This is a genomic window from Polaromonas sp. CG_9.11, assembly GCF_015752225.1.
In the GTDB taxonomy this organism is placed as follows: Bacteria; Pseudomonadota; Gammaproteobacteria; order Burkholderiales; family Burkholderiaceae_C; genus Polaromonas.
Map to the genome: position 1 here is coordinate 57,291 of NZ_JADOVE010000007.1, position 19,225 is coordinate 76,515.

The 19,225-nt window shown below is 61.7% G+C and carries 15 protein-coding genes and 2 pseudogenes; all 17 read left to right on the top strand.

What is annotated here, in order from left to right; all coding sequences use genetic code 11:
• Positions 1–4 precede the first annotated feature (4 nt).
• The 17 genes and pseudogenes from IWX85_RS07680 to IWX85_RS07760 all read left to right on the top strand — a co-directional run bounded on the left by IWX85_RS07680 (position 5) and on the right by IWX85_RS07760 (position 19,046).
• Entirely contained in the window at positions 5–1,036 is a 1,032-nt protein-coding gene (locus IWX85_RS07680) for an ATP/GTP-binding protein (RefSeq protein WP_196869344.1), read from the top strand.
• Positions 1,023–1,679, top strand: coding sequence for a DUF3226 domain-containing protein (locus IWX85_RS07685; protein WP_196869345.1), 657 nt, complete (start codon positions 1,023–1,025; stop codon positions 1,677–1,679). Before IWX85_RS07680 ends, IWX85_RS07685 begins: the two co-directional genes overlap by 14 nt.
• Entirely contained in the window at positions 1,676–2,455 is a 780-nt protein-coding gene (locus IWX85_RS07690) for an enoyl-CoA hydratase/isomerase family protein (protein WP_196869346.1), read from the top strand. The genes IWX85_RS07685 and IWX85_RS07690 overlap by 4 nt, the downstream gene beginning before the upstream one ends.
• 20 nt (positions 2,456–2,475) lie before the next feature.
• Positions 2,476–3,147, top strand: a complete 672-nt coding sequence (locus tag IWX85_RS07695) for a DUF4126 domain-containing protein (protein WP_196869347.1) — start codon at positions 2,476–2,478, stop codon at positions 3,145–3,147.
• 57 nt (positions 3,148–3,204) lie between these two features.
• Positions 3,205–4,286, top strand: a pseudogene (locus IWX85_RS07700) (endo-1,4-beta-xylanase).
• Complete coding sequence (locus tag IWX85_RS07710; RefSeq protein ID WP_196869350.1) at positions 4,279–6,285, top strand: acetyl/propionyl/methylcrotonyl-CoA carboxylase subunit alpha; 2,007 nt, start codon at positions 4,279–4,281, stop codon at positions 6,283–6,285. Before IWX85_RS07700 ends, IWX85_RS07710 begins: the two are co-directional and overlap by 8 nt.
• Positions 6,286–7,206, top strand: coding sequence for a glyoxylate/hydroxypyruvate reductase A (locus IWX85_RS07715; protein WP_196869351.1), 921 nt, complete (start codon positions 6,286–6,288; stop codon positions 7,204–7,206).
• 461 nt (positions 7,207–7,667) lie between these two features.
• Positions 7,668–7,976 carry a DUF485 domain-containing protein gene (locus IWX85_RS07720; RefSeq protein ID WP_036806415.1) on the top strand — a complete coding sequence of 103 codons (309 nt, stop codon included), beginning with the start codon at positions 7,668–7,670 and terminating at the stop codon, positions 7,974–7,976.
• Entirely contained in the window at positions 7,973–9,700 is a 1,728-nt protein-coding gene (locus IWX85_RS07725; RefSeq protein ID WP_036806412.1) for a cation acetate symporter, read from the top strand. Before IWX85_RS07720 ends, IWX85_RS07725 begins: the two co-directional genes overlap by 4 nt.
• A 102-nt stretch (positions 9,701–9,802) precedes the next feature.
• Positions 9,803–11,635: a putative nucleotidyltransferase substrate binding domain-containing protein gene (locus IWX85_RS07730; RefSeq protein ID WP_196869352.1), complete on the top strand. Its 1,833-nt coding sequence runs from the start codon at positions 9,803–9,805 to the stop codon at positions 11,633–11,635.
• Positions 11,636–11,750: 115 nt separating this feature from the next.
• The gene (locus IWX85_RS07735; RefSeq protein WP_196869353.1) at positions 11,751–12,662 is read left to right on the top strand and encodes a hydroxymethylglutaryl-CoA lyase; all 912 of its coding nucleotides are present in this window, start codon (positions 11,751–11,753) and stop codon (positions 12,660–12,662) included.
• Positions 12,662–13,153 (top strand): annotated as a pseudogene (locus tag IWX85_RS20915) (YbaK/EbsC family protein); the annotation flags it as partial. The gene IWX85_RS07735 and the pseudogene IWX85_RS20915, both read left to right, overlap by 1 nt.
• Before the next feature lie 69 nt (positions 13,154–13,222).
• On the top strand, positions 13,223–13,438 hold the full coding sequence (locus IWX85_RS20920) for a DUF1289 domain-containing protein (protein WP_370584244.1): 216 nt from the start codon (positions 13,223–13,225) through the stop codon (positions 13,436–13,438).
• Between the two features lie 94 nt (positions 13,439–13,532).
• Positions 13,533–13,745 (top strand): hypothetical protein, encoded by a 213-nt coding sequence (locus tag IWX85_RS07745; protein ID WP_196869354.1) that lies wholly within the window; start codon positions 13,533–13,535, stop codon positions 13,743–13,745.
• 2 nt (positions 13,746–13,747) lie between these two features.
• Positions 13,748–16,507, top strand: a complete 2,760-nt coding sequence (locus IWX85_RS07750; RefSeq protein WP_196869355.1) for a sensor histidine kinase — start codon at positions 13,748–13,750, stop codon at positions 16,505–16,507.
• Positions 16,504–16,878 (top strand): response regulator transcription factor, encoded by a 375-nt coding sequence (locus IWX85_RS07755; RefSeq protein ID WP_196869356.1) that lies wholly within the window; start codon positions 16,504–16,506, stop codon positions 16,876–16,878. The genes IWX85_RS07750 and IWX85_RS07755 overlap by 4 nt, the downstream gene beginning before the upstream one ends.
• The gene (locus tag IWX85_RS07760; RefSeq protein ID WP_196869357.1) at positions 16,875–19,046 is read left to right on the top strand and encodes an exonuclease domain-containing protein; all 2,172 of its coding nucleotides are present in this window, start codon (positions 16,875–16,877) and stop codon (positions 19,044–19,046) included. Before IWX85_RS07755 ends, IWX85_RS07760 begins: the two co-directional genes overlap by 4 nt.
• Positions 19,047–19,225 lie beyond the last annotated feature (179 nt).

A 19,225-nucleotide genomic window follows, 5' to 3' on the forward strand; every position in this document is an offset into this window, starting at 1 on the left:
TCCTATGTTGACCAGTATTCATATTCAGGGCTTTAAAGGCTTCAAGGACACGTTGATAGCGCCTCTGCGCAAAGTCAATTTGATTTTGGGTGGGCAGAACGTGGGAAAGACTTCGTTGCTGGAGGCGGTTTATTTGGGGGCGAGTGATATTGGGAACTACGAGCAGATTCCTACACTGTTTCGTGTCGCCGAAGGACAGGATCGTCAACGTTATCTGCAATCGGTCTTGGGGAAAAGGCAATGGTGTGTCGATTTGTATGACGACCAAAATAAAGTTCTAAGAACAAAAAATAATCGTGATAGAGAAAGTGATAAATTCTTTGCTGTTCGTGAAGTAAGAAATAACGATATATATATTAAGCGTTTAGTCAAAGGTCCTAACATCGCAAATCAGCGTGAGATCGATTCATCTATTTTTAAAGTATTGGAAAATAATTTAATAACCGCAGATGATGCAGTCAAAGAGGTTTTGTTTATCAATCCTTTGGCTGTTTCCGTTCATTTGCCAAATCAGTTTGATGTAGCGCGGTTGTTCGACAAAACTATCATGAATAGAAAGAAGAAGATTCTTTTGAGCATGCTTCGCCGTATTGATCCACGCTTGGAAGACATACATTCTTTATTGCCAGATGGAGAACAGCGAATTTATGTAGAACTGGAAGGCGATGGCGAGGCGCTGCCCTTGCCGCAACTAGGTCACGGATTTTCCCGGCTGGTATATTTATATTGCAGCTTGCTGGTGACGGATGCGAAACTGGCGCTGATCGACGAAGTTGAAAATGGAATTCATTATTCGTCGCTGCCTACGCTATTCCAAGGCATTCAGGATATTGCGGTCAAGCATGATGTACAAACCTTGATGACTACCCACAGTTGGGATTGCATTCGCGCTGCTTACAAAACATTTGCCGATGCCGATAACCTGAAAGACTTCCAGCTGATTCGCTTGGAGCGCGATGGCGACAATATCCGCGCAGTGGTGATTAACGATGAAATGTTGGATACGGTGATGGAAGCGGGCTATGAAGTTCGATAAGCCTGTTAAGACGGGTAATGAAGCCATCACCGCGCCCGTGCTGCTGCTGGTCGAAGGCCAGGACGAAGAGTATCTGGTGCAGAAAATGTGCGAGCAGTGGTTTGGCCAGCGCGCTGAAAAAATTGACATTGAATGCGTTGGTGGAAAAGATAATTTCCCCAAGCGGTTCCGGGTATTGAAAGTTCGCAGCCTCGGACCGTTGAAAGTCGTCGGCGTCATTGCGGACAGTGAAGAAGACGCCGCAGCTACTGCGCAGCGATGGGCTCAATTGTTTAAGGACGTTGAGCCGTCCATCAAGCGTCCCTGCAAGAAGCTGCAACTCCCACGCGATGACGCAGCCGGCGCTTTTGAGGCGCTGGTGCTCGATGCCTGGACAGGCGACCCGATTGCCGATTGCGCCATAAATTTTCGGGATTGCGTCAGTCCGCACCTTGGCGAAAGGACGCTGGCGAAAAAAGACAAGATTGCCGTGCAGGCGTGGCTGAGTGCCAAACTGGGCAACGCCTACGGCAATGTCTTCAAAGCGCAAGACAGGCATCCAGAACACCAGCTTGTGAATTACGACCACACGGCTTTCGCGCCGATCAAGGCGTTTATTGAAACTTTGTTGGCCGAAGCAGAGGCCGGAGTCACTAAATCATGAGCGCACTTCAAACCACCCAACAGGGCGCCGTGCTGACCATCACGCTCAGCCGCCCCGACATCCGCAACTCCTTCAACGACGAGGTGATCGCCGAGATCACCGCCGCCTTCCAGGACGCCGCCAGCCGCGCCGAGGTGCGCGCCGTGGTGCTGGCCGCCACCGGACCGGCTTTTTGCGCCGGGGCCGACCTGAACTGGATGCGCCGCATGGCCGACTACACGCGCGACGAAAACCTGGCCGACGCGGCGCAACTGGCCGAGATGCTGCGCGTGATGTACGAATGCCCCAAGCCGACCATCGCCCGCATCCAGGGCGATGTGTATGCCGGCGGCATGGGGCTGGTGGCGGCCTGCGACATGGCCGTCAGCGTCGATACGGCGAACTTCTGCCTGAGCGAAGTCAAGCTGGGCTTGATTCCGGCGACCATCAGCCCGTATGTGATCCGCGCCATGGGCGCGCGCGCGGCGCACCGCTACTTTCTGACGGCCGAGCGCTTCGATGCGAAAGAAGCGCACCGCATTGGTTTCGTGCATGAAGTGGTCAGCGCCGATCAGCTGGACGCCAAGGTGGCGGAGTTGACGCAGGCACTGGTCAACGCCAGCCCGAACGCCGTGCGCAGCTGCAAGACCCTGGTGCAGGAAGTGGCAGGCCGAGACATCGAGGCGCCGCTGATCGGCCGCACGGTCGAAGGCATTGCCGACATTCGCACCAGCAGCGAAGGTCGGGAAGGCGTGCAATCTTTCCTGCAAAAGCGCAAGCCGTCCTGGCTGGCCTGAGTTTTCAAAGGAGCTTCACCATGCAAGCCTTGGATACCGCGCAACTGGTCGCCCTGGCCGGCGCTGTCGGCTGGGCCAGCGGCATACGCCTGTACCTGGTGCTGTTGCTGACCGGTCTGGCCGGCTACATGGGCTGGATGCAATTGCCGCAGGGGCTGCACCTGCTGGCCAATCCGGTGGTGCTGGGCGCCAGTGGCTTCATGGTGTTTGTCGAGTTTTTTGCCGACAAGATTCCCGGGCTCGACTCGCTCTGGGATGTGGTGCACACGGTGATCCGTATTCCGGCGGGTGCAGCGCTGGCGGCCGGTGTTTTCAGTGCTGACAGCGCTGCCATGAGTTTGGTAGCTGCTCTCGTAGGCGGCACCTTGGCTGGAACCAGTTTTGCCGCCAAGGCGACGTCACGGGCGGCGATCAACACCTCGCCCGAGCCGTTCAGCAACATCGGCACCTCGCTGGTCGAGGACAGCCTAGTGCCTGCCGGGCTGTGGCTGGCGGTGGCGCATCCCTTTGTCTTTATGCCCTTGCTGCTTGTGGTGCTGGTGCTCAGCGTCTGGCTGATTCGTCGATGCTGTCGGTTTTTAAAGCAGTTGTTCACCCGTGTCGCCCGTATTTTCAGCGGTAAGCCCGACCCGGGTTTGTTGCCTGCTTTTACCTTCAAACCGCCTTTTTCCAAGGACGTTGGACATGATTGACCAACCTGCTGCGCGATGACGATGCAACGCCGGGAAATTCTGAAGTGGGCATCCGGGATGTGTGTCGGCACCGCCGGATTGGCGCGCGCGCAAGACGGGCTGGTCCTGAACGATGCAGCGCTTGGCAGTGGCCGAAGATTCGGGTTTGCGATTGATTCTGGGTACGCCAACAAGGAGCCTGTCAAAAGTTTGCTGCGCCAGCATGCAGGTGTCATCACTGCTGAAAACGCCATGAAGTGGCGCAACATCGAAAACGCGGCGGGTGTGTCCGACTACACCCGCGCTGATTGGGTCGCTGACACTGCGGAAAGCTTGGGCGCAGCCCTGCGCGGCCACACGCTGGCATGGCATCAGTCCACGCCCGCTTACCTTTCGACTGCGACACGCAAGGCGTTCGCAGTGGCGCAATCCGCCCATCTGCAAGCCATGACAGCCCGATACCGTGGCCGTATTCACACATGGGACGTGCTCAATGAAGTGATCGACGGGGACCAGAAAAACAAAAGCGGCCTTCGTGAATCGGTTTTATCGGAGCTGTGGGGCAAGGACCGATACCCGGAGCTGTTTGAACTCGCGCGTGCATCGGACCCACGCGCCAAACTCGCCTACAACGACTACGGTATGGAGCAGGACGAGCCTTGGTGCGAACGTCGCCGGACGGCCGTGCTGCGCATGCTCGAGCAATGGATCAAACGAAAGACGCCGGTTGATGTGATGGGCTTGCAAGCGCACCTGGATGTGTCGCGCAAGTTTTCCGCTACCCGGCTTTCCCGCTTTTTTGATGAACTGCGCGCGCTCGGCCTGGGCATTCAAATCACCGAACTGGATGTACGTGATGCGCTGCAACCCGGTACGGTGTCAGACCGGGACGCAGCGACCGCCGCGCTCTACAAGACTTCATGGACACCTGCGCCGGTCATGCTGCGGTCGAAATGGTCGTGATGTGGAATGTGACCGACGAAGAAAGCTGGATGAACCGGGGCATGCAGGGCCCCCGCCGCGCCGATGGGCAACCCATGCGGCCAACCTTGTTTGATACGCGAGGCCGGCCAAAAACTGCGTTTGATGCGGTAGCGGGGAGCTTGCTTCATGCGGCTGCACCTTTTGACTTGAAGAATACAAAGACCAAACATGTTTAAAAAAATACTGATCGCCAACCGGGGCGAGATTGCCTGCCGCGTTGCTGCCACTGCCCGACGCATGGCCGTCAAGACCGTGGCGGTTTATTCGGATGCCGACGCCAGTGCCAAGCATGTGGGCTGTTGCGACGAAGCCGTGCATATCGGTGGCAGTGCGCCGAAAGACAGCTACCTGCGCTGGGAAAAAATCATTGAAGCGGCCCAAGCGACGGGCGCCGAGGCGATTCACCCCGGCTACGGCTTTTTGAGCGAGAACGAGGAGTTTGCCCAAGCGTGCGCCAACGCCGGGCTGGTCTTCATCGGCCCGCCAGCGTCGGCCATCAAGGCCATGGGCCTGAAGGCCGAGTCCAAGCAACTGATGGAAAAGGCCGGCGTGCCGCTGGTGCCGGGTTACCACGGCGCGGACCAGGACCCGGCGCTGCTCCAGCGCGAAGCCGACCGCATCGGCTACCCGGTGCTGATCAAGGCCAGCGCGGGCGGCGGCGGCAAGGGCATGCGGGCGGTGGAAAAATCCGAGGATTTCGCCGCCGCGCTGGCCTCGTGCCAGCGCGAAGCCATCAACAGTTTTGGCAACGACACGGTGCTGGTCGAAAAATATGCCCAGCGTCCGCGCCATATCGAAATCCAGGTGTTCGGCGACATGCACGGCAACTATGTTTACCTGTTCGAGCGCGACTGCTCGGTGCAGCGCCGGCATCAGAAGGTGCTCGAAGAAGCGCCGGCCCCCGGCATGACGCCGGAAATGCGCGCCCAGATGGGCGAAGCCGCCGTGGCTGCAGCCCGTGCGGTCAACTATGTGGGCGCCGGCACGGTCGAATTCATCGTCGAGCAGCGCGCCGAGGGCAGCATGAATTTCTTCTTTATGGAGATGAATACAAGGCTGCAGGTCGAGCATCCGGTGACCGAAGCCATCACCGGCCTGGACTTGGTTGAGTGGCAATTGCGCGTGGCGTCGGGCGAGCCGCTGCCGCTGCCGCAGGACCAGTTGAAGATCAATGGCCATGCCATCGAGGCGCGCATCTGCGCTGAAAACCCGGACAACAATTTTTTGCCGACCACTGGCACGCTGCAGGTGTACGACAAGCCGGCGTGTACGGCATTCGAGCGCGGCACGGTGCGGATCGACGACGGCGTGCGCCAGGGTGACACGATTTCGCCGTTTTACGACTCGATGGTCGCCAAGCTGATCGTGCACGGCCAGACACGTGAAGAAGCGCTGGCGCGCATGGACGAGGCGCTGGCACAGACGCGTATCGTGGGCTTGAGCACCAATGTGCAGTTTTTGCGCTATGTGGTGCGCAGCCCGTCGTTTGCCGAGGCCAATCTGGACACCGCCTTGATCCCGCGCGAAGAAGCGGTGCTGTTCAAGCAGGAGCCGGTCGGCCTGCCAATGGCAGCGGCCAGCGCGATTGCCCGGACGCTGCTGGACGAAAAAGCCGGCGAGGGCAGCGACCCGTTCAGCCGCCGCGACGGCTGGCAAACGCATGGCGTGACGCAGCGGCCTTTCGAGTTCGACTTCCATGGCGAGCCAGCGAAAGCCGTATTGACCTGTCAACACGACGGCGCCTTGCAGTTGACGGTAGGCGACGTGTCGGGTCCGCTGGTGTTCTCCCAAGGCGCGCAAGGCATCGACATCCAGTTCGCCGGCCAGCGCCTGACGGCAACGGTCTACACGCAAGGCGAGGTAGACCACGTTTTTACCGCGCGTGGCGCGACCCGGATCACCGCCATTGACCTGCTGGCGCATGCCGGCGAAAGCCACACCGAAGGCGGCCGGCTGACCGCGCCCATGCCCGGCAAGATTTTGTCGTTTTCCGTCAAGGCCGGCGACATGGTCAAAAAGGGGCAACCGCTGGCGGTGATGGAAGCGATGAAAATGGAACATACGATTGCCGCTCCCGCCGATGGCGTGGTCGAGGAACTGATGTATGCCCCCGGCGACCAGGTGACCGAAGGATCGGAATTGCTGAAAATCGCTACGAACTTGATGAAAGCCTGAATGCGCATCCTTTTTTGCTGTACCGGTACCAAAGCCCAGCCCTGGCTTGACGGCTTTGGTGACGCCTTTCCCGGCGCCGAGGTGGAAGTCTGGTCAGCGGGCGCACCGCCTGCAGACTATGCCGTGGTCTGGACGCCGCCACAGCAGTTCATGGACGAGCAGACGCAGCTCAAGGGCATCTTCAACATCGGCGCCGGGGTTGATGCGCTGATGAAGCTGCGCCTGCCGCCTGGCGTTCCGGTCGTGCGGCTGGACGACGCCGGCATGTCGGTTCAAATGGCCGAATATGTCAGCCATGCGGTGATCCGGCATTTTCGGGAGTTCGACGGCTACGAGGCCGATGTTGCCCAAGGCAAATGGTCTTACCGAAAACCCCGGATGCGCGAGGATTTCCCGGTCGGCGTCATGGGCCTGGGCGTCCTGGGCGAACGGGTCAGCCGGGCGCTGGCGCAGTTTGATTTCCCGGTGATGGGCTGGAGCCGTTCCGCCAAATCCATCCCCGGCGTGCATTGCTTTTCAGGCGAGGCGGGTTTCAACAAATTCCTGGCGGCCAGCCGTATTCTGGTGTGCCTGCTGCCCCTGACGCCGGACACCGACAACATCATGTGCCAGGGCACGCTGGCCCGCTTGCAGCCGGGCGGCTATGTCATCAACGTGGCGCGCGGCAGCCATCTGGTGGACGACGACCTGATCGCGCTCATTGACAGCGGCCACCTGGCCGGGGCCACGCTCGATGTGTTTCGCACCGAGCCGCTGCCTGCGGCACATCCCTTCTGGAGACACCCCCGCATCACCGTGACGCCGCACACGTCGGCCCGCACGCTGCGCGAGGAAAGCATTGCCCAGATTGCCGGCAAGATCGCCGCACTGCAAGACGGCGAGCCGGTGGCCGGCGTCGTCGATCCTGTGCGTGGCTATTAAGGGAGCGGGGGCATCGTCATTCGGATGTCCGGATGAGTGCGCCGCCTGATGCGGTTCCTGTTCAACACCGGACTTTTGAGCCCTGCACTCTCCGTGATCGCATCATTCCCAGGCGCAGAGCGGCAATCAACGGGTTGCCGCCTCACAATCACGAAAAATATTTTTTGATCTGGGGATGACCGAGCCGCGCGCTCGATGAAATCAAACAGGCATTTGCGAACGCATAAATTATCAAATAACCTACTTTTGTCAGTGTTTGCTCAACGGCAATGCGGGTAATAACCTATTGCATTGAGCTGGAAGTGAAATGGCCAAGCCATCTCCGAGATATTCACCGTTCTCTTGACAAGGATTGGTAAGTTTTGGGTAAGCGTTTGGTAAGTAGGTGGTAAGTCGTCCCGCTTAATCTTCGGTCCGTTGCAGCTTGCATTGCATTTTGACTATTACCAGGAGACGACGATATGGAAGATGATTTGGTTCAACGGATTGTTAGCAATCCAAAGTACCAGGAGCTAAAGGCCAAGCGCACCAGCTACGGCTGGTGGCTCACGCTGGCAATGATGGTCGTTTACTACGGCTTCATTTTGCTGGTGGCCTTTAACAAGCCCTTTCTTTCGCAGCGGCTGGGCGAGGGCGTCATGACCGTCGGTATTCCCATCGGCTTTGGCGTGATTATTTTCACCATCGTGATCACGGCCATTTATGTCACGCGCGCCAACAAAGAGTTTGACGACCTGACGGCAGAAGTGACCAAGGCGGTGCTCAAATGAATTTCAAATCTGACAACATTCGGCGCATCCTGACGCTGCTGGCCTTGTTTGGCGTATCGGCTGCAGCCTGGTCCGCCGGCGCAGACCTGGGGCAGGCTGTCAAGCAGCCTACCAACTGGACGGCCATTGGCATGTTCGGAGGCTTTGTGGTGTTGACACTGTTCATCACCAAGTGGGCCGCGTCCAAGACCAAGTCCGCTGCTGATTTCTACACCGGCGGTGGCGGCATCACCGGCTTTCAGAACGGCCTGGCGATTGCCGGCGACTATATGTCGGCCGCTTCTTTCCTGGGTATTTCAGCGGCCGTGATGGCCAGCGGCTTTGACGGCCTGATTTTCTCCATTGGCTTTCTGGTCGGCTGGCCGGTCATCACCTTCCTGATGGCCGAACGCTTGCGCAACCTGGGCAAGTTCACATTTGCCGACGTGGCGGCTTTTCGCTTCAAGCAGGCGCCGGTCCGCATTTTTGCGGCCTCGGGAACCCTGGTTGTGGTGGCCTTTTACCTGATTGCCCAGATGGTGGGCGCCGGTCAGCTGATCAAGCTGCTGTTTGGCCTGGAATACTGGATCGCGGTGGTCATTGTCGGTTCGCTGATGATGATTTACGTGTTGTTTGGCGGCATGACGGCCACCACCTGGGTGCAGATCATCAAGGCTGTCATGCTGTTGGGCGGCGCGAGTTTCATGGCGATCATGGTGCTCTGGAATTTCGGTTTCAGCCCTGAAGCGATGTTTGCCCAGGCGGTGAAGATAAAAGCGGACCTGGCTTCCAGCACCGGCAAGACGGCTGAAGAAGCCGCCAAGCTCGGCCAGTCCATCATGGGCCCCGGCAACTTCGTCAAAGACCCGATTTCTGCCATCTCCTTTGGCATGGCGCTGATGTTCGGCACCGCCGGCCTGCCGCACATCCTGATGCGCTTTTTTACCGTACCCAGCGCCAAGGAAGCGCGCAAGTCGGTAATGTGGGCGACTGGCTGGATCGGCTACTTCTACCTGCTGACCTTCATCATCGGTTTTGGCGCCATCAGCTTCGTGTTGACCAATCCGTCATTCCTTGACGCCAAGGGCGGCCTGCTTGGCGGCAACAACATGGCAGCCATTCACCTGGCCAACGCCGTGGGCGGCAACGTGTTCCTGGGGTTCATCTCGGCGGTGGCTTTTGCAACCATCGTTGCCGTGGTGGCCGGCCTCACACTGTCGGGTGCTTCTGCGGTCTCGCATGACCTGTATGCCACGGTGATCAAGAAGGGCAAGGCTGACAGCACTTCGGAATTGCGCATCTCGAAAATTACCACCTTGGTGCTGGGCGTTATTGCCGTGGTCCTGGGCATTGCATTTGAAAAGCAGAACATCGCCTTCATGGTCTCACTGGCCTTTGCGATTGCAGCTTCGGCCAACTTCCCGGTGCTGTTCATGTCAGTACTGTGGAAAGACTGCACGACCCGCGGCGCAGTGATTGGCGGCTTTATGGGCCTGATCTCGTCGGTGGCGCTGACGGTGGTTTCGCCTTCTGTCTGGGAAGCCACATTGGGCAATCCAAAGGGCTCGGCGCTGTTCCCTTATGCCTCGCCTGCGTTGTTCTCCATGACCCTCGGCTTTCTGGGTATCTGGCTGTTCTCCATCCTGGACAACAGCAAGCAGGCCCAGATTGACCGCGCCGGCTTCCTGGCGCAGCAGGTGCGTTCGGAAACCGGCATTGGCGCTGCGGGTGCATCGGGCCACTGATGTCGCATACCTGAGCAGGGCGGACCACCATGGCCGTCTTGAGACAGTCTAGAAGGACTGCAGGACCATTGCCTGCAGTCCTTTTTTCATGGGATACCCGCCATGCCGGACGAATATTCAGAACCCTTTTCTTTTGAGGCACCACCTTTTGACTGCCTGAGCCCAGAGCAGCAGGCGCTGGTGCGGGGCAGTTTGCGCCGGGTGTCTTTCCCGAAAGATGCCGTGATTTTGACCCCCGACATGGACCCGGCCCATGTGTATGTGCTGCTCAAGGGGCATGTGCAGCAATTGGAAGCAGGCGAGGTCGTGGCGGTCTACGGGCCGCCCGATTTTTTTGCCTTCCGCGCGGTAATGGCCGGCCGCGCCAGCGGTGTGTTGCAGGCGCTGGACGAGGTGGAGGCCTGGCAGCTGCCCGGCGTCACGGCGCGGGCGCTGATTGCAGGCAACACCCTGTTCAGTGCGCTGGTATTTGCCGACCTGTCGCAGCGGCTTTCGGCCGCGGCAGAAAACTGCAAAAGCCGTGAGTTCCTGTCGTTGATGATGGTACGGGTGCGGGACGCCTACATCCGCAAGCCGTTTTTTGTCGATGGCGGACTGGACCTGGTGTCGGTCTGCCGCCTGCTGTCGGCGCAAGGGCAAAGCAATGCGCTGGTACGCGACCTGCACGGCGGCCTGGAGCGCATCGGCATGTTCACCACCACCGATTTGCGAGATGCCCTGCTGCATCCCGTGCCGCCCCAGCAACTGGCCGTGCGCGAGGTCGCGCAGTTCACGCTGGTGTCGGTTCAGGCCGACGCGGAACTGTCGGAAGCCCTGCTGGCAATGATTCGTCACCGCGTCCATCGTGTGCTGGTGCGCGAAGGCGATGCTATTTTGGGCGTGCTGAGCCAGCTTGACCTCATGAGCTTTGTGTCCAACCATTCGCACCTGATTGCGCTGCAGGTGGAGCAGGCCGCTTGCATTGCGGAACTCCGGACGGCGGCCTTGCAGATGGACGGCCTGATCGCGCTGCTGCACAGCGGAGGGGCCCGCATCGAGCTGATTTCCAGCCTGGTGAGCGAGCTTAACCAGCAGATTTTTGCCCGCCTGTGGTCGTTTGTCGCACCGGCCGACCTGGTGGCCAACAGCTGCCTGATCGTGATGGGCAGCGAAGGGCGTGGCGAGCAGATCCTCAAGACCGACCAGGACAATGCCCTGCTGCTGCGCGACGGCTTTGTGTGCGCTGAACTGCAGCCGAGCGTGCAGCGTTTCAACCAGGCCCTGATCGGGTTTGGCTACCCGCCCTGTCCGGGCAACATCATGGTGACCAATCCGCTGTGGTGCCAGCCGCTGGCCGGCTTTCAGGACAACATTTTGCGATGGCTTTATGGCGCTGATGCGGACGGGCCGATGAACCTGGCGATCTTCATGGATGCCCGGGCAGTCGCTGGCGACGCGTCACTGCTCCGGCAGGCCAGGCACTATGCCCACCACATCATGGCCGGCAGCGATGCATTTTTTGCCCGTTTCGCCGCCGCCATAGACCAGTTCAGCGAACCTGGCGGCTGGTGGATGCGCCTGGCCACGCTGCGCAGCCGCGAAGAACAGGTGTTCGATCTCAAGAAGCTCGGCACGTTTCCCATCGTGCATGGCGTGCGTTCCCTGGCGCTGGAGCATGGGCTCGACGAGGTCGGCACGGCAGCGCGCCTGCAGGTGCTGGTGAGCCGCAGGCATATTCCGGCAGACCTGGCCCGCGACCTGATGGACGCCCTGCATTTCCTGATGGGCCTCAAGCTTAAAAGCAATCTGCGACAGAAGCAGCTGGGGCAACCGCTGGACAACCTGTCGCATTTCTCCAGCCTGGGAACACTGGACCGTGACCTGCTGAAAGACTCGCTGGCCATCATCAAGCGCTTCAGGCAGCACCTGCAATTGCGCTACCAGCTTGCAACCTGAACCTGTTTGGCCGTCATGAAAACCCTTTTCCGACCTTGCCGCCTGTCCCGAATACGCGGGTCGCCTTCATTGCGGACCCGGTTTTTGCGATACTTCAGCCTAGAAAGACCCCCCCATGAAACTCCCTGCCCATGTCAAACTCGTCGATGTCGGTCCGCGTGACGGCCTGCAAAATGAAAAGCTGCCGGTGCCCGCCGCCATCAAGATCGAACTGGTTCACCGCCTGCAGGACGCAGGCCTGAAAAACATTGAAGTCACCAGCTTCGTGTCGCCCAAATGGGTGCCACAGATGGCTGACAACGCCGAGGTGATGGCCGGCATCCGACGCCAGCCGGGCGTGTGCTATTCGGTGTTGACGCCCAACCTTCAGGGCTTCGAGGCGTCGCTGGACTCGCACCCCGACGAGATCGTGGTGTTTGGCGCTGCCAGCGAGGCCTTCAGCCAGCGCAACATCAACTGCTCGATTGCCGAAAGCATCGAGCGCTTCCGCCCGGTGGTCGAGGCGGCACGCGCCCGGGGCATCCATGTCCGGGGCGCGATGTCCTGCACCGTGGGCTGCCCCTACGAGGGTGATATTGCGCCCGAGCGGGTGGAAATGCTGGCCCGCCTGATGAAGGGCATCGGCGTGCAGCACGTCGGTGTGGCCGACACCATCGGCGTGGGCACGCCGCTGAAGGTGCAGCGCGCCCTGGAAGCGACCTTGCGCCACTTCGACATCGACGACATCTCGGGTCATTTTCACGACACCTACGGCCAGGCGCTGGCCAACACCCTGGCGAGTCTGGAAATGGGCGTGTGGCAGTTTGACACGTCTGTGGCGGGCTTGGGCGGCTGCCCTTATGCCCAGGGCGCAACCGGCAACGTGGCCAGCGAAGACGTGGTGTATCTACTGCATGGCCTGGGCATAGCCACCGGCATTGACCTGGACAAGCTGATCGACGCCGGCCAGTTCATCAGCGATTTTCTCGGCCGAAAATCCGGCTCGCGCGCGGGCACGGCCTTGCTGAACAAGCGGATGGCTTCATGATGTGCGGCGCCGAAATCCTGACCTTGCCCGAAGGCGTGCAGCGGGTGGCCGCAGTGCTTCGGGCCAGCGGACATGCGCATGCCCCTGTGATGCTTGATGATGCTGCCCGCACCGCGCAGCAGGCGGCCGATGCGCTGGGCGTGTCGGTCGGCCAGATTGCCAAGAGCATTGTGTTTCGCCGCAAGCTGGACGACGCTGCCGTGCTGGTGGTGACTTCGGGCGACCAGCGCGTGGACGAGAAAAAAGTCGAGGCGCTGGTTTGCGATGGCCGGCGGCTGGGTCGTGCCGATGCCGCGTTCGTCAAGGCGCGGACCGGCTTTTCAATTGGCGGCGTGGCGCCGCTTGCCCACGCCACGCCGGTGCTGGTGCTGATCGACCGGTCGCTGTTCCGGTTTGACGAGCTCTGGGCGGCCGCCGGCCATCCGCATGCGGTGTTCCAGCTGTCACCCCAAGAGCTTGAGCGCCTGACGCACGCCGTGGTGGCCGACCTGGCCGTCGACCACGATGCAGAAAAAGAAGCCCTCAACCATGCCATTGCCCTGGTCACGCTGCGCGCAAAAATGGTGGAGGATGGTGTTGATGTTCCGTCGCCGTGCATCTCGATTTGCCGCATGAATGCCGCGACAACGCTGTGCGAAGGCTGCTTTCGCACCCGCGACGAAATTGCCGCCTGGAGCGGCACGGACGACGCCGGCAAGCGCGCCGTATGGCGCACGATTGTCGAGCGCATGGATGTTTTGCAAGGCCGCCAGCCGACGGAGCCGCTGACCGCTTGAAGGTCGGGCGCGCCCAAGGAGCCGTAACCGGTTCGTCATACGAAAAAACCAAGGGCACAGGGTGTCGCCCGGCCATACGCACAAGGAGACGCGGGTGTTCAAAGGACTGGGTGCACAACGGCTACTGGCCTTTTTTGCCGGCGGCTGGTTGTTGTTCAACTTTCCGCTGCTGGGCTTGTGGGACCGTGACGCCACGCTGTTGGGCGTGCCCCTGTTCCCGGCGGCGCTGTTCATTCTCTGGGCGCTGCTGATCGCTGTGCTGGCCTGGCAAATGGAGCGGCCCGGCCAGACGCAGCCGGACGATTAGTCATGCTGTCGCCGGTCTGGGTCATTGGCGCCTCGCTGGCCTACCTGCTGCTGCTGTTTGGGGTCGCCTGGTACGGCGACCGGCGAGCGTTTCAGGGGCGTTCGATCATTGCCAACCCCTGGACCTATTCGCTGTCGCTCGGCGTGTACTGCACTGCCTGGACCTACTTTGGCAGCGTCGGCCGGGCCGCCTCGGGCGGGGTATGGTTTCTGCCGATCTACCTCGGGCCGACGCTGGCCATGGTGCTCGGCTGGATGGTGCTGCGCAAGATGATCCGCATTGCCAAGACTTACCGCATCACGTCGATTGCCGACTTCATCGGCAGCCGCTATGGCAAAAGCCCCTTGCTGGCCGGGCTGGTCACGCTGATTGCTGTGGTCGGCCTCGTTCCCTACATCGCGCTGCAGCTCAAGGCCGTGTCAGCGGGGTATGGCTTGCTCACCGCGCCGCCTGGGGCGCCGGCTGCCGGCGCGGTGTACTGGCTGCGCGACAGCGCTTTTTATGTCGCGCTGGTGCTGGCCGGTTTCACCATGGTGTTTGGTGCCCGGCACCTGGACGCCACCGAGCGCCACGAGGGCATGGTGGCGGCGATTGCCTTCGAGTCGGTGGTCAAGCTGGTGGCCTTCCTGGCGGTGGGCGTATTTGTGGTCTATGGCCTGTTCGACGGCCTGAGCGACCTGTTTGCCCGCGCCCAGGCGGTGCCGGCCCTGCAAAGCCTGGTGCGGCTGGAGCAGGGCGCTGACTTTGCCTGGACGCAATGGTTTGCGCTGATCTTGTTGTCGATGCTGTCGGTGCTGTTCCTGCCCCGGCAGTTCCAGGTGATGGTGGTGGAAAATGTGCGCGAAAGTCACCTGCGCCGCGCGGTCTGGGTGTTTCCGCTTTACCTGCTGCTGATCAACCTGTTCGTGCTGCCGATTGCGCTGGGCGGGCTGCTGTATTTCAGCGACAGTCCGATGAACCCCGAGACCTTCGTGCTGTCGCTGCCAATGGCCGCCGGCCAGCCGATGCTGGCGCTGTTCGCCTTCATCGGCGGTCTGTCGGCGGCGACCGGCATGGTGATTGTCGAGACCATTGCCGTGTCCACTATGGTCAGCAACGAGCTGGTGTTGCCACTGCTGCTGCGCTCGCGGCACTTTCACGGCGGTGCCGGACAGGACCTGAGCCGCCTGCTCCTTGGCATCCGCCGCGCCGCCATCCTGGGGGTGCTGGTGCTGGGCTATGTGTACTTTCACCTGGCGGGCGAGGCCTATGCGCTGGTCAGCATCGGCCTGATCAGCTTTGCGGCCGTGGCCCAGTTCGCGCCGGCGGTGCTGGGCGGCCTGTACTGGAGGGGGGGCACCCGTCTCGGCGCGCTGGCCGGCTTGCTGGCCGGTTTCCTGATGTGGGTGTACACGCTGATGCTGCCGTCGATTGCCAAGTCAGGCTGGCTCGGCACTGACTTCCTGACGCTCGGACCCTGGGGCATCACGCTGCTGCGGCCCGAACAGCTGCTTGGCCTGCAGGGCTTGGACGGCCTCACGCACGCGCTGTTCTGGAGCCTGCTGGTCAACGTCGGCGCTTATGTCGGCCTGTCGCTGTGGCGCGCGCCGTCGGGGCAGGAAGCCAGCCAGGCGCTGCTGTTTGTCGATGTGTTCCAGCGCACGGCGGCGTCCAGCCCGGTGTTCTGGCGTGGCCAGGCCAACGCGCCTGATTTGCTGCGCCTGTGCGAGCGCTTCATGGGCGCGGCCAAGGCCCGGGCCTTGTTCGCTTCCTATGCGCGCCAGGCCGGCGTGCGCCAGGTCGACGACATCCAGCCCGATGCCCGGCTGGTGCAGTTTGTCGAAACCCAGCTGGCCGGCGCCGTCGGCAGCGCCTCGGCCCGGGTGCTGGTGGCCTCGGTGGCGCAAGAAGAAGTGCTCACGCCCGAGGACGTGCTGCGCATCGTCGATGAGTCGTCGCAAATTCGCGCCTATTCGCGTGAACTGGAAGAGAAGTCAGCTTCGCTGGAGCGCGCAACGGCCGAGTTGCGCCAGGCCAACGAGCAACTCAAGAGCCTGGACCGGCTGAAGGACGATTTCATGTCTTCGGTCACGCACGAGCTGCGCACGCCGCTGACTTCGATCCGCGCGCTCGCCGAGTTGATGCGCGATGACGCCGACATGGACCTGGCGCAGCGCCAGCATTTCATGCGGATCATCGTGTCGGAAACCGAGCGCCTGACGCGCCTGGTCAACCAGGTGCTGGACCTGGCCAAGATCGAGTCGGGCAACGCCGAGTGGCACAACGCCGAGGTGGACCTGCGCGCGCTGCTGTCCCGGGCCGTCGAGACCACCGCCGAGATGTTTCGCGAACATCAGTGTGCGGTGCAGCTGCACATGCCCCCGGCGGTGCGGCGGTTGTGGGCTGACCCGGACCGCTTGCTGCAGGTGGTGCTGAACCTGCTGTCGAACGCCGCCAAGTTTGTGCCGGTGCCCGGCGGCCAGGTGGTGGTCAGCTTGGCCAGCGATGTCAGCGGCCTGACAGTGTGCGTGCAAGACAATGGCCCCGGCGTTCCGGTTGAACAGCAAAGCCTGATTTTTGAGCGTTTTTTGCAAGGCGGTGATGGCCTCAAGCGGCCGCAGGGCACCGGCCTGGGCCTGCCGATCAGCCGCCAGATCGTCGAGCATTTTGGCGGGCGCCTGTGGCTGGCGCCTGGCAGCGGGCAGGGTGCCTGCTTTGCGTTTCACCTGCCCTGGAACGCGCCCATGCCGCAAGCGCAAGCAACAAGAGGAGACAAGACATGAGCTTGACAATACTGGTGGCCGACGACGAGCCGAACATCGTGGTCTCGATCGAGTACCTGATGAAGCGCGAAGGCTACACCGTGCTGGTGGCCCGCGACGGCCAGGAAGCACTGGACATGATTGCGCGTGACCGGCCCGACCTGGTGCTGCTCGATGTGATGATGCCGAAAAAATCCGGCTTTGAAGTCTGCCAGGCGGTGCGCGCCAGCGAGGAACTGCAGGCCACCAAGATCCTGATGCTGACCGCCAAGGGCCGCGACACCGACCTGGCCAAGGGCCTGGCGCTGGGCGCGGACGCCTACATGACCAAGCCCTTTTCCACCCGCGAGCTGGCGCACAAGGTGGCTGAAATGCTCGGCGTCCAGCCATGAAGCCGCCCGATCGCCGGCTGATGCTGGCGATTGCCGCCGTCGGTCTGGCCCTGGCCACCTGGCTGCTCATGAGCGGGGTGCTGGTCTGGTCCACGCTGGCGCCCGGCGAGCGCGAAACCGTGGGCACAGTGCTGGGGCCGCGCATCGCCCTGCTTGGCATGAGTTGGGTCGTGGCGCTGGCGGGCGTGGCGTATGGGCTGCATTCGCTTTACCTGCGCTACGCCAGCGCCCCGGCGCGCCTGCTGGAGGAAATCCGCGTGCTGCTGGCCGCCAGCGAATCGCAGCAGCTCACGCCCCAGGGCAGCGCCGAACTCCGCGCACTGGCCGGCAGCATCAACCAACTGGCCGCCCAGCGCGACCGCCTGCGTGAAGACATGGCCGAGCAGATTGCGCTGGCCAGCCGCAGCGTGCAGCAGGAAAAAAACCGCCTGGCCGCGCTGATGGCCGAGCTGACGCAAAGCGTGGTGGTGTGCAACCTCGACGGCCGCATCCTGCTCTACAACAGCCGGGCCCGGCTGCAGTTTCGCGCCCTGTCGCAAGCGCCGGCGCTGGCCGATGGCGCCGAGCTGATGGGCATTGGCCGCTCGATCTACGCCGTGTTCGACCGCCAGCTGGTGGCGCATGCGCTGGAAACCATCCACCAGCGCCTGCGACGGGGCGCGGGCAGCCCATCGGCGCAGTTTGTCACCACGACGCGCTCCGGCCAGCTGATCCGCGTGCAGATGGCGCCGGTGCGCGACCCGGCGACGGGTGTTGAGCCGGACGCCGGCCTCAGCGGTTTTGTGCTGATGCTGGACAACGTGACGCAGAGCTTCGAGGAAGCGACGCTGCGCGACCAGTTGCTGCACGGCCTGACCGAGGGCAGCCGCTCGTCCCTGGCCAACATGCAGGCGGCGGTGGACATGCTCGGTTACACCGACCTGGAGCCCGAGATGCGCGAGCGGTTTTTGCGCGTGGTGCGGGAAGAAGTCAGCGCCATGAGCGCGCGCATCACCGACCTGGTGCAGCGCTCGACCCAGGGGCTCAAGACGCGCTGGCCGCTGGAGGAAATGCTCGGCACCGACTTTGTCACCGCCGCCCAGCGCCAGATTGAAAGCCATTGCCAGCGCAGCGTGGCGGTCGAAGGCGCAGACGCCAGCCTGTGGCTCAAGGTCGAAAGCTTCACGCTGCTGCAGGTGCTGACCTACTTGGCCGGCCGGCTGGTCGATGAATTCGACGTGAAATTTTTGCAGCTGCGGCTGCAGCAGGTCGGCCAGCGCGCGCAGCTCGATCTGATCTGGTCCGGCCAGGTGATGAGCACCGAAACCGTCATGGCCTGGGAAATGGACCCGATGCGTTTCGGCACCCAGAGCACGCCGCTGACGGTGCGTGACGTGGTCGAGCGCCACGGCGGCGAGATGTGGTTCGAGCGCGAGCGCGTGCGGCACCAGGCTTTTTTCCGTTTTCTGCTGCCGCTGGCCAGCAAGCAGGAGCAGCTTGACGCCGCGCAGACCATGCACCACGAGAGCCGCCCCGAGTACTACGATTTCGACCTGTTCCAGGTCAGCGAACAGGCCAGCGCGCTTGACGACCAGCCGCTGTCGTTGCTGTCCTTCACCGTGTTCGACACCGAGACCACCGGTTTGAGTCCGTCGCAGGGCGACCAGATCATCCAGATCGGCGCGGCGCGCATCGTCAATGGCAGGTTGCTGCGCCAGGAGTCGTTCGAGCAGCTGGTGGACCCGGGCCGATTGATTCCAGCCGCCTCGATTCCAATCCACGGCATCACGCAGGCCATGGTCACCGGCCAGCCGACGATCGCCGAGGTGCTGCCCGCCTTTCATGCGTTTGCGCAGGACACGGTGCTGGTGGCACACAACGCCGCCTTCGACATGAAGTTCCTGCAGCTGCAGGAGGCGCGCACCGGCGTGGCCTTTCACCAGCCGGTGCTCGACACGCTGCTGCTGTCGGCGGTGGTGCATCCGAGCCAGGAATCGCACCGGTTAGAGGCCATTGCCGGGCGCTTCAACATCACCGTGCTGGGCCGGCACACGGCGCTGGGCGACGCCATGGTGACCGCCGAAGTGCTGCTGCGCCTGCTGCCGCTGCTGCAGGGCATGGGCATCCACACCTTGCGGCAGGCGCGGGCGGCGGCGCAGGAAACCTACTATGCGCGGCTCAAGTATTGAAGTTTCAAGCTAAAAGTGCTGTTTGCGCAATATCTGTATGCGTAAGTAGCTATTTAATTCATAGCGTTTAGGGCATTGGTCCACCTGTTCCGCAGCGGCTCGAAACCGTCCCGACTGGTAACGCTGCCGCATCACGCCCTGCAAGGTCTGCACGACTGGCACCGCCAGCGAGCCGGTGG

Coding starts and splice junctions, on each gene's coding strand:
- IWX85_RS07680 (WP_196869344.1), top strand. CDS start 5: ATGTTGACCAGTATTCATATTCAGGGCTTTAAAGGCTTCAAGGACACG.
- IWX85_RS07685 (WP_196869345.1), top strand. CDS start 1,023: ATGAAGTTCGATAAGCCTGTTAAGACGGGTAATGAAGCCATCACCGCG.
- IWX85_RS07690 (WP_196869346.1), top strand. CDS start 1,676: ATGAGCGCACTTCAAACCACCCAACAGGGCGCCGTGCTGACCATCACG.
- IWX85_RS07695 (WP_196869347.1), top strand. CDS start 2,476: ATGCAAGCCTTGGATACCGCGCAACTGGTCGCCCTGGCCGGCGCTGTC.
- IWX85_RS07710 (WP_196869350.1), top strand. CDS start 4,279: ATGTTTAAAAAAATACTGATCGCCAACCGGGGCGAGATTGCCTGCCGC.
- IWX85_RS07715 (WP_196869351.1), top strand. CDS start 6,286: ATGCGCATCCTTTTTTGCTGTACCGGTACCAAAGCCCAGCCCTGGCTT.
- IWX85_RS07720 (WP_036806415.1), top strand. CDS start 7,668: ATGGAAGATGATTTGGTTCAACGGATTGTTAGCAATCCAAAGTACCAG.
- IWX85_RS07725 (WP_036806412.1), top strand. CDS start 7,973: ATGAATTTCAAATCTGACAACATTCGGCGCATCCTGACGCTGCTGGCC.
- IWX85_RS07730 (WP_196869352.1), top strand. CDS start 9,803: ATGCCGGACGAATATTCAGAACCCTTTTCTTTTGAGGCACCACCTTTT.
- IWX85_RS07735 (WP_196869353.1), top strand. CDS start 11,751: ATGAAACTCCCTGCCCATGTCAAACTCGTCGATGTCGGTCCGCGTGAC.
- IWX85_RS20920 (WP_370584244.1), top strand. CDS start 13,223: ATGGTGGAGGATGGTGTTGATGTTCCGTCGCCGTGCATCTCGATTTGC.
- IWX85_RS07750 (WP_196869355.1), top strand. CDS start 13,748: ATGCTGTCGCCGGTCTGGGTCATTGGCGCCTCGCTGGCCTACCTGCTG.
- IWX85_RS07755 (WP_196869356.1), top strand. CDS start 16,504: ATGAGCTTGACAATACTGGTGGCCGACGACGAGCCGAACATCGTGGTC.
- IWX85_RS07760 (WP_196869357.1), top strand. CDS start 16,875: ATGAAGCCGCCCGATCGCCGGCTGATGCTGGCGATTGCCGCCGTCGGT.